Source organism: Bacillus sp. JCM 19034 (genome assembly GCF_001310635.1).
Taxonomy (GTDB): Bacteria; Bacillota; Bacilli; order Bacillales; family Bacillaceae_D; genus Halalkalibacter.
Map to the genome: position 1 here is coordinate 46989 of NZ_BAXR01000008.1, position 15205 is coordinate 62193.

Consider the following 15205-nt stretch of genomic DNA (forward strand, 5'->3'; position numbering starts at 1 on the left):
ATTACAACACACACCCACTTTACTCCTTTTTATTCTTCTATATTTCTGATTTCTCTATCTCTGCTCCTGCAAGCATAACCATTCCGATTCCCTGTTTAGTCATTCAATTATAATGATTGTGAGCTGCTTGTTGTTCGATATGACTTATTATCTTTATAATTTATGCTTCGCTTTGTTGTTTTAATCCATGTAATACCTCATTAATTAATATGGCCGATGCTCTTTCACCGACCTCCATACCGCTTCACCTGTTGCAACCGAGTAAGCACCGTCTTTAGCACCTGATAATAATTGAAATGGTTTATGTTTGCTTTCTCCCAAGAAGATATCTTCTAATAACAGAGGATCTCCTCCACCATGTCCACCCTCTCTATGAACAACATGAATCGTTTCCTTAGACCCGAACAAAGGGAAATAATCGATCGTTTGAACTGGAGTAGGAAAAGGCGTACGTTTTGGTGCATGGTATTCCATTGTCTCAATCCTTCCCTTTGTTCCATTTATCGCTAAACGGTAGCCTTCATACGGAAGGGAAAAATTAACTGAATAGCTAAGTAAAGCACCTTCGCTATATTTAATTGTTGCACTATACGTATCTTCAATCTCAATATCTCCATCAAAAATACATCTGTCTGGACGATAGTTTGTATATGGGTATTTCTGATTTTCGGCTTCAAGTGAGCAAGATGGTCATCTGGGACGTTTACCACCTTTTGTCTTCTATTCCACCTAGCATAATATGCGCACTCTTCCGTATAACTACATGTACCGCAATATCTCCCGTCCGTATCCTCTGCAGGATTCAATTCTCCATTTGCACCATAGTAATGAAGATCACCATAAGCAAAAGCTTCAACAGGTGTTTGATTTATCCACCAATTCACTAAATCAAAATGATGTGTACATTTATGGATGGACAATCCTCCTGAAATATCTCGATATCGATTCCAACGTTTAAAATAACTAGAACCATGATGTGTATCAAGATACCAATTCAAATCGATCGATGTAATCTTCCCTAGCTTTCCCTCCAAGATTAATTCTTTTATTTTTGTATGAATAGGAGCATATCGATAATTAAATGTTACGATCACTTTACCAAGACTTGCTTTTTCTGCCTCTATGATTTTTTGCAATCTAAACCAGTCGTGGCCATTGGCTTCTCAGTAATGACGTCTAAATGATTGGCTAATGCACGAACAATATACCTTGCATGTGTGTCATCTCTACCAGCAACAATGACCACATCTGGCTTTGTTTCTACAACCATCTGCTCAAATTCAGATTCATTGTAGGTTTTAATATGCGAATTCTCTGGAAATCTAGTACGAAAAGTAGTAAAACGTAACGGATCACAATCTAATAAACCGACTAGCTCACATGTAGACGAAAAGTCTGTCAATATCGGCTTAGCAAACATGCCTAATGCCCTTCCGCTCACTCCACAAATCACATATCTCTTTCTCAAATAACTCCATTCCTTTCTATGTTTGATAGAAAGTAGTCATTACAAAAAGCAATGACTACTCTGAACCGATATCAATTTAACCGTTCATACCACTCTTGAACTCGTTCTGTGACCACATCTCCACCTGAGCTATACCACCTTTCGACAAATTCATCAAATTTGTCAATTGACCACTCACCGATGACAATCTTCGTTAAATATTCTTGGAAAAGCTTATGAGATTGAATGTCAGAATATCCATCATAAACAGTTGAAGGTAAACCATCTCCTGCAATTCTCCTAGCATCAGCTGTACTGACTTCAAAAATATCCATCACCATTTGTTGCTGGTCCTCAGGAAATGTTTCAGTTATTCGAATGTCCATATCTTCTTTTGTCGTTAAGTTTCTCATTCCTAAAGCAATTGGTGTTTCGTCAGTAGCTGGTATCAGAACTTTTTTTCCATCTTCTACTTTATGCTGCGCTCCTTCAATCCCATATCGGATAAAATCGTCATTTTCCGGATTGTAGAAAAAGTCTAAGAGCCTTAATGAGGCAATCGCTTTTTCTTCAGACACTTTTGGAATCATCCACTCAGGTTCTCCCATACTTTTTTGTGTAATAAAACCAGTAAATCCATCTACTTTTGGTAGTGGCATTCCAACAATATAAGCGTCTTCAGCTCCTTGGCGCATCGCTTCATATCTATCTAATAAGTTTGCTGGTAAGTGATACCAACTACCTACTAAATTATTATTTATTTTGGCTGTCCACACGTCTCCTTTATTTAAAAATGTTTCTTTATCTAATAATTCTTCCTCATATAATTCACGTATAAATATAATGGCTTCTTTCATATTTTCCGTTACACCAGCATATTGGATTTCACCGTCATATATATCCCATTCAGGTTGCCCTTCCCACATTGCAACACCAAACATTGCAAACAAGTGATCCATCCATGTACCAAATTCCCTCCCAGACGTCGCAGCTCATCCTTTTCACCATTTCCATTTGGATCTTGATCACGAAAAGCGATAAGCATTTCTCTATACTCTTCTAATGTTTCTGGCATATCAAGACCAACATTATCTAACCAATCCTGTCTTAATAATGCAGCACGTTCTGGAATCATATAAACCTTTGGCACATAATAAATTTTTCCATCTGGTGTCGCTGCTCGCACAACATCCCACGCTTCTTCTGGTATACTGTTCCATACATGTGGTGCATATTCTTTGAGGAGGTCATCTAAAGGTAGTGCTGCTCCTTGTTGAATTAACGTTCTTTCCATCCCACCAATCGGTCTGAAAATATCTGGATAATCCTCAGAGGCAAATAACATATTTAAATACTCTGTCGCATCAGAGCCAGCAGGTGGTGTCATCAGCTCATATTCAACTCCTGTTTCTTCCAATACTTGTTGGACATGTGGATCATCACTATCTGGAAGAACTCCCTTCGATAAATGACTTTTAAAGACTCGCACATGCTCTATCGTTTCATTGTCTTCTGTTTCTCCATTTGTTGACTGTTGACTGCTCGTATCGGAATTGGAACATCCGACAACAACAAATAACAATAATAATGAAATAATGACCCCAAAACAAACGATTCTTTGATCTGTACTCATTGTTAATCCTCCCTTTTTTCATTTATATCAAACCATTGTAAGCGGTTTAATATCGTATCATTAAAAAAGTAGCTAATCTTTTAATGAGCCTAACACAGCTCCTTTGACAAAATACTTTTGTAAATAAGGATAAACTAAAACGATTGGAACCGTTGCGAAGATAATCGTCGCTGCTTTTAATGTAGTTGTATTAAAAGCTAATTCATTCATAATTAAATTCACGGCAGCCAATTCCTCTGGTGCTTGAAAATACTCTCGAAGCCTTAATTGTAGTGGGTACAAGTCAGGGTTTCGGATAAAAAGAATGGCCGTTTGAAATGTATTCCAATATCCCACAGCATAAAATAAACTAATCGTCGCTAGAACTGGTTTTGAAAGTGGTAAATAGATTTGAAATAACAATCGAAAAGGATTACAACCATCAATTTTAGCTGCATCATCTAATTCACTAGGAATCCCCATAAAGAATGTTCGTACGATGACCATATTAAATGTACTAATTAAACCTGGAATAATTAATGCCCATAAGGTATCCATAATTCCAAGACTACGGACAGTTAAGAAGAAAGGGATCATCGGTGCATTAAATATCATCGTAATAACAATCATAAACATAATCGGTTTACGAAGCATAAATTCCTTTCTAGATAACGGGAAAGCTGTTAATACAGTAAATAACATACTTAAAAAGGTCCCAAACACCGTGATATACACGGTGACAGCAAAGGATTTCCATAATACTTTGTTTTGTAGAATATGTGCCCAAGTGTCTAAGGTAAATTCCACAGGCCATAAAAATACTTGTTTCGAATCAGCTGCTATCGGAGAACTGAACGATACCGCTAACAATTGAAGCAATGGAAGAATCATTGTCAAAGCAAGGATAATAAGCACCGTATAATTAAAAATATCAAATATTCTTTCACTAATTGATTTTCTCATTACCATAACCCCTGTTCTGTTTTTCTAGCCATTCTATTAAATATCCATATTAAAACAAAACCAACAAGAGACTGAAATAACCCAATCGCAGTAGTCATACTATATTGCCCTTGTAAAACACCAGCACGATAAACATAGGTTTCAATAATGTCTCCAACAGAATAGGTCATCGGAGTTAATAAATTATAAATTTGATCAAATCCTAGCTCCAGGAAATTTCCAATATTAAGTAAAAACAAGACCAATATAGTAGGAAACATTAACGGAAGTGTGATATACCTCACTTGCTTCCATCGGTTAGCTCCATCTATTACCGAGGCTTCATATAAACTTGGATTTATGGAGGTAATAGCCGCTAAATAGACAATCGTTCCCCAGCCAACATTTTTCCATACACTTGATATAACAACAATTGTTCTGAAATAGCTCTCTTCTTGCATAAACAGAATGGTTTCTGCTCCAAACCATTCACGAATTCCATTTACTACCCCTTGTGAAGATAATAATTCGAATACAATCCCACCTACAATTACCCACGAGAGAAAATGTGGAAGGTAGAATAAGCTTTGTACAGATTTCTTTAAAAAGCGAATTCTTATTTCATTAAAAAGTAAAGCGAGAATGATTGGTGCCGGAAATCCAAAGATAAGCAAATAAAAAGGCAATTAAAAACGTATTGCGTAGAACTTGATAAAAATCTTGATAAGAAAATAAATGAATAAAGTTATCAAACCCAACCCAAGGGCTGTTTAATATCCCATTAAATATTTGATAGTCCTGGAAGGCAATGATCGTCCCCAGCAGAGGTATATACTTCAATACAATGTAAAATAACACTCCGGGTAAAATCATGATATAAAGCATCCAATGCTTTTTGATATTGGTTAGTAGCGATCTTTCTTTTTTTACTTCTCTTTTTGTAAGCCTTTTCATTTCCATGTTCACTCGTTCCACTCTGCTTTCCTCCTTTGCTTATTTTTTTGGCATCTTTACCAAAATACGCAATTTCTCTTCGTAAAAAAGAAATTTGTTGACTGAATTGGCTCAACTATACCAAGCTAATCGGTTATTTGACAATCAACATATCAAACAGAAAATCAACCATTATTGAACAGCTGATTGATTTTATCTTTTGATCACGATTGTTAAAATCGTTTATCATCTTTTTTCTTTTACGCGTCTCCTGTAGCAATCAACCTCTAGGAATTATGTGCATATCAACAAATTGTATATCATTTGTTTCATTTGATGATTGTATTTTTTCGTGAATCATAATCTTGGAAAGGACAAGCAGCGAAGAATAGTATTAACATAAATAAAGACGCTTTTCCTCTTACAGGAAAACGTCTTTTATATTGAATAGTATTGTTGAACTCCCTCAGTTAGATTCTATTTACTCACAAATGCTCGCTTTTCAGCAAAAAATTCCGTTTATAATTTTTGCACTTGTTTAACTAAAGCTCCATTAGTTCAATACGAAAAAGGCATCTTATTCTGATTAATTTCCAAAATTTATTTAATCTAATTCAATTGTATGAGCAGTTCGTTTAGCTGTCTCTTCATCAAATAATTTGCTAACAACATGTAATGCCATTTGAATTCCTGCGGATATACCTGCCGAAGTAATAACATTTCCTTCATCCACATACTTAACTCCTCTAATAACTTCTACTTTTGGGAAACTTCTCTCTAACAGGTTTAAGGCTAAACGATTTGTAGTCGCTTTCTTCCCATTAAGTATTCCAGCTTGGGCTAAGAAAAATGCTCCAGTACATACAGATGCTACTATCTTGTCTTTATAGTTTTCAATCCAAGTTATTATTTCTTCATTACTCTCTACTAACTTTAATGCTTTTAACGGCCCACCTGGAACAACAACAATATCATATACGGGTGCATCAGAAAAACTGTAATCAGGCTTTACTTGCAAACCGTTATGTACAGTTATTTGCTTCCCATCTTGGGACACTGTACTTACCTTAAACGGCTTTTCCTCCAGATTGTTAGAGAAGAGTTTTTTTACATCGCTATTACTATAAGTAGTTAAGTTAAAAACTTCATAGGGGCCTGTAAAATCTAAAGCATCAACATAATCAAATAACAGTATACCTACATTATAATTTTGAGCATTTTATTAACCTCCCTTTAATTATACATTACCCCCTATGGTATAAAAAGCAAGGAATTATATATTTCCAATCATTCTGCTCGTTAGTTTAATGCATATCTACATACTAAAATTAAACAAGAGAGTAACGAATTATTGTTTATATTTTCCACATTTATTGTATAATGATAATAATAAAGTTATTGAATTTTGATTAATAAAAGCTAAGAGCTTACTACATTCTAGTAGCAAGGCTCTTTAAAGTAGTTTCGAATTATTTCCATCTGTTTATATAAAATTAAAAATTTATAATAAAGTTGTTTACTTCTTATTGAACTAACGCATCTTTTCGTTTAGGAGTAACTCTTCACAATTACTTGATGTTATATAGGTGAATTGAAAGATAATTTAATATTTAGTTTAGTAGTTGTAAAAGTAGATTATTTATATGATTCTCTTATAATTTTTCAAAAAGGAGAGTTTATGAAAAAGATTACTGTTTTTATATTAATGATATTTATATTATTCTCAGGATTCGCAACACAAAGTTATGCGCTATCAGATTCGAAATCTGCGGCAATACAAGCGTTGCTAGATGATGCCTGTCGTATATCGGGAGTGCCAGGAATGTCAATCTCAATACTTGTTGATGATGAAGTGTTCTACTTTTCTTCAGGGTATGCAGACCGTGAAAAGGGGTTGTCTGCTAGTGAAAATACACTCTATGAGTTAGCCTCGGTCAGTAAAGCTTTTACCGGAATGGGTATTATGCTGTTGGAAGAGCAAGGGCTGCTCTCAATGACTGACCCTGTCCAAAAATATTTACCTTGGTTTACGTTAAAGTATCAAGGGAAACCTGTTGATATGCAAAGCCTTACATTAAATAACTTTCTTCACCATACTAGTGGTCTAACAAATATTAGGCATAGTCAAAATATTCCACAAGGCAATACGCCGGATATGTTGCAAAAGACTGTGGAAATGCTCGTAGATGCTGAATTGGCGTTCCCTCCCGGTGAACAGTATAACTATGGAACCGTTAATTATGACGTATTGGGTTTGGTTATTGAGATTGTGTCGCGACAAAGCTATGAAGACTTTATGACAGAACAGGTATTTCAGCCGTTAGGTCTTCACCAGACGTATGTTTATAAAGAAGATTCTCAAGCCACTGGACAGTTGGCACAGGCTACCGTTCTTCCTTTTTTATGACCACTCCATTTAATGCTCCGGATTATGCTGGGAATAAACCCGCAGGCTACATCATTTCTAATACAAAAGATATGGCGCGTTGGATGGGCATACAGATGGGTATCGTGCAGGACATACCCGAAATATTTCACACGATTATCGAAAAATCACATAGGGTGATATGTCTGTTTCGGCTGTCAACGATATGTATTATGCCGCAGGCTGGTCGGTAAACGCCGACCAAACGATTATAGAACACACTGGGTCAATCCAAATTTCAGAACCCAAGTAACCATACTGCTAAATGAACGAACAGCCATCAGCTTGCTGAGCAACGGCACAAATACAAATATAAACCTAGTACCAAAAGTTAAAGATATATTAGACGGTAATCTAACTCAGTCATATGAAATAAGCGGCACACAGCTTTGGATATCATTTTGTCGTCTATCACAATTATTCTTTGCCTATTGGCTGTCCTGCTATTTCTCTTAGGATTACGCAGAAGGAAAGCGAATGAGCGGCAGCCAATGACAAAAAAGAGAATAATCGTAACAGTTATTTTCCTGATCGCTACGATTGCCCTAGGGATACTGTGCTTTGCTTTCGATTGGTCAACGATACTTATTTGGCAAACATATAGTGTTCTTACAGCTTTGATTTCGTCAGCATTATTAACAGCAAGCATTACATGGTTTATATACACTCACCGATAAAATACCTCGCTCCCAAGATAAGCATAATGTTAAGTAATTAAGTTTCAATTTATCGGTATGCATAATTTGAAAAACATAAGACACTTCGGTGTCTTTTCTAATATCATCGGCAATTTTCCCAGTCAAACCTAATTACTATTGCTTCCACTAACCTCCCTCAGTTAGATTCTTTTTACTCATAAATGCCCGCTTATTCGCGGGATTTCAGACCACTTCTAAGAACAATGACGGATGAATGGAATGAATTTTGATAATAAAGGCTACATGAAGGCATGCGGGAATAGAGGAGTTAATAGTAGCTCTACCTTTTACCATGTAATGCACGATTCTCCACGCCCCCCTGGAGGCTTTCCCTCCCATGTCTCAACAGGTCTTTAGCCCTCTCATTCCTTCTTCATGCCTATCCAAGGGGTGGAGGCCGGTTTTGCTGCACAAACGGTCAATACTGCGTAGCAAATGACTTTGTTTTATTATATGCTGTAGCACAACAAGGAGTAGCATCAACGACATCTCCAGTTATTCCACTATGCCCCCATTACTTCAAGAAGGAAAATATTCCATAGGTTCTGTACAATGAACGTATCCATTTTTCTTATAATATTTAATGCTATCATCACTTGGCCATACAATAACAAATTCATATTTATTTTCTTTAACCCACTCATTTATTGTGGCAAGTAGCTTACTCCCAATACCCTTAATTCGAGATTCTTTTATAGTAAATACGTTCGTCATATAAGCAAATGGATGTGTTACTCTACCAGGGCGTGGAACTTTTTGTATTAATTCTATGTATATATGTGATACAATTTTTCCATTATCCTCCGCAATCCAAATGAACCATTGACCACTATTGAGTGCATTCTCTAAAAAAGATTGACATTCCTTTTGAAAATCATTGAAGTACTTTACTTCACAAACTTGTTTTTTTGACTAACTTACACAAGAGATTTCTCTCCTTAAAACATAAATAAAATATAGCGTCAAACCTGTTAGGCTTAACGCTATAACTATTCATTTATTTCAATATTACTTTAAATCCAATCTTTCCCATGTTCACGAATGAATTCAAGTTCCTGTTGATAATGTTCATAATGTCCTTCATCGATCATCTTTTGAAACGCCATATCGCCTTCTTTAGCTTTACTCTGCATGGTTTTACATAGGCCTTCAACTCGTAGCAATACCATCTCTAAAAAACCTTTTTCCATTCCGGCAATACCATAAGATTCAAAAAACAATGTAATTCTTTGTTTTATACGCTCAGCATCTTTTGATGGCTCATAATGAACAGTCTCATATGTTTCAGTATGCCAAAGTCTACTTAAAGGAACGCAAGTGTAAAGAGTATAGGCTATATCCCAAAGTCTTGGACCAGGGGCGACAAGATCAAAATCAATAATCCCTACCGGCTTTTTACCATTGTAAATAATGTTATAGACGGCAAAATCATTGTGACATAGCACCTCAAATGGCTGAGGGGTGTTATCGATTGGTTGCCAATTTTCTTCGATTGGAAAATCACTCACAGCATCGTGATAGAGACGAAGCATTTTAGCAGTTTCTTTTAAAACATCATTGGACCACATATATTTTTTTAAAGGATAATGACCAGCTTCACCTTCAATAAATGATAATATTTCTCTATTTCTTTCATCAATTCCTAAAAACTTTGGGGCGTAGCTGAAACCTTTGTTCTCTAAGTGCTTTAGCACCTCATGAATTTTAGGACTATCTTCCTTCAAGTCTCGTCGTACAGTATCTCCTGTACGATATACATTAGTTACATTCCCACCTGATAGCACTTCTTCGTTTTCATAATGGTTTTCCATTAAAATTCCCCCAATATAGATAAGGATTCTATGTTTGTGTCAATAGAGATGTATTTTTACCCATAAATAAAAGCAGATACACAAAGGTATCTGCTTGGTAATGGGAATTTAATTGTCCACACCATGAATCCCTTGAATGATTTAAGATAGACAAATAAACGTATCCTTGGTGTTCAAGGATCGCAACTGTCTCTATCTAATTAAATAATCATTTCAAGGTATTCCACATATGTAGTATAGATTCCCCTTTCTTTAGCATCTCTAAGTCAATAATACTAAATAAAAGTTTAGCAGTAAATAAAACATTCTAAATATTTTATATATTAAACTATTCTGCTCCTTTAGTTTAAGTGAACAACTTCACAATATTGCGATTCTTCATACTAAAATCATACCAGTTGCTAACGAATTATTGTTCATATTTTATGTGAATCGTTATTGCGTATTATGTAGTCTACTGAAGATTTTAAAATAAGGTTTGATCAAAAACGACTGCTAACGTGCATTTTGTGTAAGTAAAAAAGAACCCGTTTTAAAAGAAGGTTAATCAAAACGGGTTCTTTCGTTGAAGTATTATACAATTTTTATAAAAAAAGTTTGATCATCTTCTAGGTGTGGCAATTCTGAAGTCGCAATTTCGTTCTTTTCTTGCTCAGATTTTGAAATCCAGATTAACGTGGTCTATCACTTACTCTACCAATTTTTTTAAATATGCCTTACGTATAATAATAAAGCTCAGAGTAAACAACAGCAAAATAATTCCTAGACCAACCGTAGTCATCTGAAAAAAAGCTGGTGAAAGTGCATCACGAATACTGAATAACACGGTAAATAATAAAATCGTAGCTAGTGTAAAAGGGACAAAAATCAGGATTGCTAATTCTCTTGTCACAATAACACTAATTTCTTTCATAGATAGTCCGATTTTGCGAATGCCCCAATATTTTTCTTTTTCTCCCGCTAAAGAGGTCTGCAAGTAAAAATAAAGAATACTCATGGCTGCACTTATAAAAAGCAGACTAAGCATAAAACCAATAAAGAACAAGATCCTCTTTACAAATAACTCGTCAGCATATAATGAAATTTTCGATGCGACATAACGCTCACCTGGTTCTGTCATGATTTGTGATTCTATTTTTTCTGCTACTTCCACCTTCTCTGTCCAGTCCTCCAATTCATAGGCAAACACATGATATTCCGGATAATTGATTGCTTCATAAATCGCATCTGGTATAACATAATATACTGCCCGAAAGCCTGTTATAAGAATCATTCGTTCTTCTAATCCTACGTACTGAAGAGGGTCATCCACATAATCCTGAATGGCATCCGTATTTGGAATTATTCCCTCATTTCCTGCCACAACATAATATTCATTATCGTTAAGTGTTATCGCTTGGTGTGTACCAAGTGCATTGAAATTAGCATTCGACATGAAGCCAATCCTGCGGTCTTCGTCTGTTTTGAACGCAGATTGATACGCATCGAACTCTCCCACTGCTTGCTCAAGGGTTGTCTCTATAAATTCAATATCTTGCTGTACTTTTTCTATAGGATTATCTGGAAGTGAAATATATTGAAAGCTATACGGATATACAGCTTCCGTATTTTCTTCGACACTATAATACGAACTGTACAAAACACTCGTAGTAACAAATACTGCAAGCAGTAAAATACTGAGCAAATAAATGACATGAGCATGTGAATTGCCTTTGGCTTGTAAATTCGATACAAATAACATATTGGTTTTTCTGTAATATGAGGAGCTTTTTTGCAATCTCCGAATCGTAAACCAGGTTCCTTGGGTTAATAGCAAATAAAACGTCATTAACAGACTGATAAACAAAATAATAAAATAAACAATTCCTAAGCTTTCAATGATATCTGGGCTAAATTTGAAAGGTAGTAATAAAACTGCACTCACTAAGATGGATAAAAGGAATCTCCATGGAGTTGGAAGTATTAATTTTTCCTGTGTTATATCTGCTTTTAACAGTTGTAAAGCTTCTTCTTTCTTAATAAATCGTGTCGTTATTTTTGAAACAATGAAAAATAAAACACTAAATAAAATGAATGTCGTTGCAATAGCTTGTACGGGTACATACATTCCAAAGCTATCTGCCTCCAAGATATTTTTAACGACCATTAAAAACAGAGGAGAAACAACTAATCCAACAACAATGGCTGTAATAATTGCAGCAAAAGCAATCAGCATATTTTCTCGGAATACCATTTTCTGCACTTGCTTCGTCGATGCTCCCGAAATGATAAAGACGCCAAGGCTTTTCGTTTTCTTCTTTAAAAAAGCCAGCATCGAATAAATAATAAAAATAAAAAGAAAAAATATAGACAATCATACTACATAAAATCATGGCTATTCCAAGTGAGCTATTCGAATCGATTGCATCCATCATTGGATGAAATGCAGTAATCAAAAAAAAGAAAAAGATTAAAATAGAAAAGACACTGCTCAGAAAATAGGAAATATAGGTCCATTTATCCCGTAATATATTTTGAACGACAATATGATTAAAGCTCATGATATCCACCACCCAGAAATGTCAGTGTATCTACAATTTCTTGATAGAATTGCTTCTTGTGGTCACCTCTCTGTATTTCATTGTAGAGCATCCCGTCTTGCATAAAAATCACTCGCTCAGCAAAACTGGCAACATACGGATCATGTGTGACCATTAATAAAGAGGTTTGAAACGTTTCATGAATGGATTGAAATAGCGTCATCACACTATTTGCTGCTTTAGAGTCCAGATTCCCAGTCGGCTCATCTGCTAATAATAGACTAGCTGATGAATAACTGCTCGTGCTATGGCTACACGTTGCTTCTGTCCCCCTGAAATTTCAAAGGTTCTCTTCTTCATTATTTCTTCAATTCCTAAAAACTCAACGACTTCCGCTAAACGGGATGTCATTTCCTTTGCATTCACTGCATCGAGTGTCAATGGTAATAAAATGTTTTCTTCTACGGTTAATGTGTGAACCAAGTTAAAATCTTGAAAAACAAAACCCAATTCACTACGTCGAAACTTTGCAAGATCTTCATCATTCATTTCATATGGATTTTTTTGGTTAATCGTAATTGAACCATTTGTCGGACGGTCTATCGTTGATATACAATTTAAAAATGTCGTCTTCCCACTTCCAGATGGGCCCATTACAGAGACAAATTCATTACGTTTCAGTTGAAAATCAAATCCTTTTAGTGCTTTATAGTTCACCTCTCCCACATACTCCTTATGGAGTTGTTGAACATTTAAAAGAGTATCTGACATATATACCACTCCTGTCTTTTTCATTATTAACTTTAATATACCGAAGTAGTCCATTCCTTAACATTTAAAAACATGACGGCAAAGTGACAATATTGACACAATCAAAACGCTGCCTCAATCGGCAGCCGTACTAATACTTTTCGAAAGTTCAATGGTGAAAATGGTTTCTTGATGATGAGACGTTAACTCAAACGGATGATCTAGCGTATTCAAAATCCTTTTGACTAAGTATAAACCTATTCCTGTTGCTTCACTTCTTTTCCTTCCTTTTGAACCTGTATAGAACAAATTGAATAAGCGATTGATCTCACTTTTTGGAATGGTTTCCCCTCTGTTATGAATCGATAACTGACCATTCCTGTAATAAATATGAACAGTAGAGTACTTCTCACCATATTTAATTGCATTACTAAGCAGTTGGTAGACAACTACTTTCATCCACTTTCGGTCTGAATAAAGAATAACTTCTTCCGCTATTGTCACCTTGGGAAATAGTTCTTCCTCAATAAAGTAATCTTTTAAATCATTAATAACCTCTTTTATTATTTTCTGTAGTGGCATCGCTTCAATTTTCAAATCAGATAAAATTTGAGTAGAGCGGCTATAAGACAATAGCTGATTTAATGAAAAGCTTATTTTATCGCATTCGGCTTTTACTTTCTGCCATTCCAACGATTTGACATCGTTTATTTGATTCGATTGAACAAGCAATTGCATGACAGAAATCGGCGTCTTCATCTGATGCACCGCATGTGAAATAAGTAGCTGCTGTTCCCGTAAAAAATCTTGATACGTGTCCTGTTCTTTTAAGAGTAAAGAAGAAAACCCCTTTAATTGATTGGCATATGCCTTTTCTATTGGAGAGTGAGGACGATAAACAAGAAAACCAGCTTGGTCCAAATTTTCTTTCTTTAAATGTGTATACATTTTTTACGACGAAGATAGCGAATAACAAGGAGAATAATTAATAATGTGATGGCTAAAAAATTAAAATAGTAATAATGATTTTCAAAACCATCTAATTGTTCAATGATAATAGGCAAGCAGATAAAAGTTATCAGATACAAAAGAATAAAGCTGAGATGATCCTTTATAAATAACTTCATTTGTCTTTCTCCATTAATTGGTAGCCAATTCCCCGAATCGTTTTTAGCTCTAAGGAGGATTGGACATTTTCTAATTTTTTTCGCAATCTTTTGATATTCACTGTGAGTGTATTTTCTTCTACAAATCCTTCTTCATCCCATATAACAGAAAGCAACTGCTGTCTTGTGACTACATTTGGAAAAGCCTCAAAAAACATATTACAAAGCTGGAGCTCTTTAACCGTCAATACTTCCTCCTGTCTCGGGGTAGATAAACGTACTGTGTCCAAATTTAAGATAGTATTACCAATTTGTAATATGCGTCGTTCTGCGTTTTTTGCATACTCTCCATAGGTACGTCGAATTTGCCCATTGATTTTAGCTAATACTACATCCATTACAAAAGGCTTAGTGATAAAATCATCTGCACCATTTTCAATACCATATATCTGGTCTAGTTCGCTCATTCGAGCAGACAGAATCATAATTGGACATGTGGATATCTGCCTTATTTTTCTTGACCAGTAATATCCATCAAAGTAAGGAAGATTTATATCCATAATAACTAAATGCGGTTCTGTTTCTTGAAAAACATCCAGAACTCTTTTAAAATCTTCTATTGTGTGACACTCATATCCGTATTTTGTAAGACGATTTTTTAATGTATCAGTAATACTTATTTCATCCTCCACAATTAATATTCTATACATAAAATCCCCCGCCTCATTATTCTCAAATATAAACATCGTATTTTCTTAGAAAAAAAGCGAATACCTTCTAGCTTATTACCAAGAAAGTTGATAATCAATAGTTGTTGGTCTTTGTGTGTCTCCAGGCCTTGTTCGTTCGAATAGCATTCATCATTGGTTGAATGGTTTGCATATCTTCTTGAGTAGTCTTTTTTAATACTTGTGGAGTAATGATCTCATTCGGGTTATCCTCGATATAGCCTAGAGATTATA

The 15205-nt window shown here is 35.2% G+C and carries 5 protein-coding genes and 7 pseudogenes; 1 reads left to right on the forward strand and 11 read right to left on the reverse strand.

All coding sequences use genetic code 11. The annotated features are described in order from the left end of the window. Positions 1–204: 204 nt before the first annotated feature. The 5 genes and pseudogenes from JCM19034_RS13090 to JCM19034_RS13110 all read right to left on the reverse strand — a co-directional run bounded on the left by JCM19034_RS13090 (position 205) and on the right by JCM19034_RS13110 (position 6129). Positions 205–1420 (reverse strand): annotated as a pseudogene (locus tag JCM19034_RS13090) (Gfo/Idh/MocA family protein). Between the two features lie 119 nt (positions 1421–1539). Next, positions 1540–3080: pseudogene (locus JCM19034_RS13095) on the reverse strand (extracellular solute-binding protein). A gap of 72 nt (positions 3081–3152) precedes the next feature. After that, positions 3153–4022 (reverse strand): carbohydrate ABC transporter permease, encoded by an 870-nt coding sequence (locus JCM19034_RS13100; RefSeq protein WP_062050390.1) that lies wholly within the window; start codon positions 4020–4022, stop codon positions 3153–3155. Further along, a pseudogene (locus JCM19034_RS13105) lies at positions 4022–4955 on the reverse strand (ABC transporter permease). The gene JCM19034_RS13100 and the pseudogene JCM19034_RS13105 overlap by 1 nt, the downstream one beginning before the upstream one ends. A 583-nt stretch (positions 4956–5538) precedes the next feature. Further along, positions 5539–6129 (reverse strand): DJ-1/PfpI family protein, encoded by a 591-nt coding sequence (locus JCM19034_RS13110; RefSeq protein WP_062050392.1) that lies wholly within the window; start codon positions 6127–6129, stop codon positions 5539–5541. A 483-nt stretch (positions 6130–6612) separates the two neighbouring features. Between JCM19034_RS13110 and JCM19034_RS13115 the strand changes: the two are divergent. Beyond that, positions 6613–8036 (forward strand): annotated as a pseudogene (locus tag JCM19034_RS13115) (serine hydrolase domain-containing protein). A gap of 540 nt (positions 8037–8576) precedes the next feature. Here JCM19034_RS13115 and JCM19034_RS13120 read toward each other — a convergent pair. The 6 genes and pseudogenes from JCM19034_RS13120 to JCM19034_RS13145 form a co-directional block, all read right to left on the reverse strand. Beyond that, positions 8577–8927 (reverse strand): annotated as a pseudogene (locus JCM19034_RS13120) (GNAT family N-acetyltransferase); the annotation flags it as partial. Positions 8928–9070: 143 nt separating this feature from the next. Beyond that, complete coding sequence (locus JCM19034_RS13125) at positions 9071–9868, reverse strand: aminoglycoside phosphotransferase family protein (RefSeq protein WP_062050394.1); 798 nt, start codon at positions 9866–9868, stop codon at positions 9071–9073. A gap of 688 nt (positions 9869–10556) precedes the next feature. Continuing rightward, positions 10557–12182, reverse strand: coding sequence for an FtsX-like permease family protein (locus JCM19034_RS13130; protein ID WP_062050493.1), 1626 nt, complete (start codon positions 12180–12182; stop codon positions 10557–10559). 215 nt (positions 12183–12397) lie between these two features. Beyond that, positions 12398–13158 (reverse strand): annotated as a pseudogene (locus JCM19034_RS13135) (ABC transporter ATP-binding protein). Between the two features lie 114 nt (positions 13159–13272). After that, positions 13273–14264 (reverse strand): annotated as a pseudogene (locus JCM19034_RS13140) (sensor histidine kinase). Continuing rightward, the gene (locus JCM19034_RS13145) at positions 14261–14953 is read right to left on the reverse strand and encodes a response regulator transcription factor (RefSeq protein WP_062050494.1); all 693 of its coding nucleotides are present in this window, start codon (positions 14951–14953) and stop codon (positions 14261–14263) included. The pseudogene JCM19034_RS13140 and the gene JCM19034_RS13145 overlap by 4 nt, the downstream one beginning before the upstream one ends. Positions 14954–15205 lie beyond the last annotated feature (252 nt).

Coding starts and splice junctions, on each gene's coding strand:
- JCM19034_RS13100 (WP_062050390.1), bottom strand. CDS start 4,022: ATGAGAAAATCAATTAGTGAAAGAATATTTGATATTTTTAATTATACG.
- JCM19034_RS13125 (WP_062050394.1), bottom strand. CDS start 9,868: ATGGAAAACCATTATGAAAACGAAGAAGTGCTATCAGGTGGGAATGTA.
- JCM19034_RS13130 (WP_062050493.1), bottom strand. CDS start 12,182: ATGCTGGCTTTTTTAAAGAAGAAAACGAAAAGCCTTGGCGTCTTTATC.
- JCM19034_RS13145 (WP_062050494.1), bottom strand. CDS start 14,953: ATGTATAGAATATTAATTGTGGAGGATGAAATAAGTATTACTGATACA.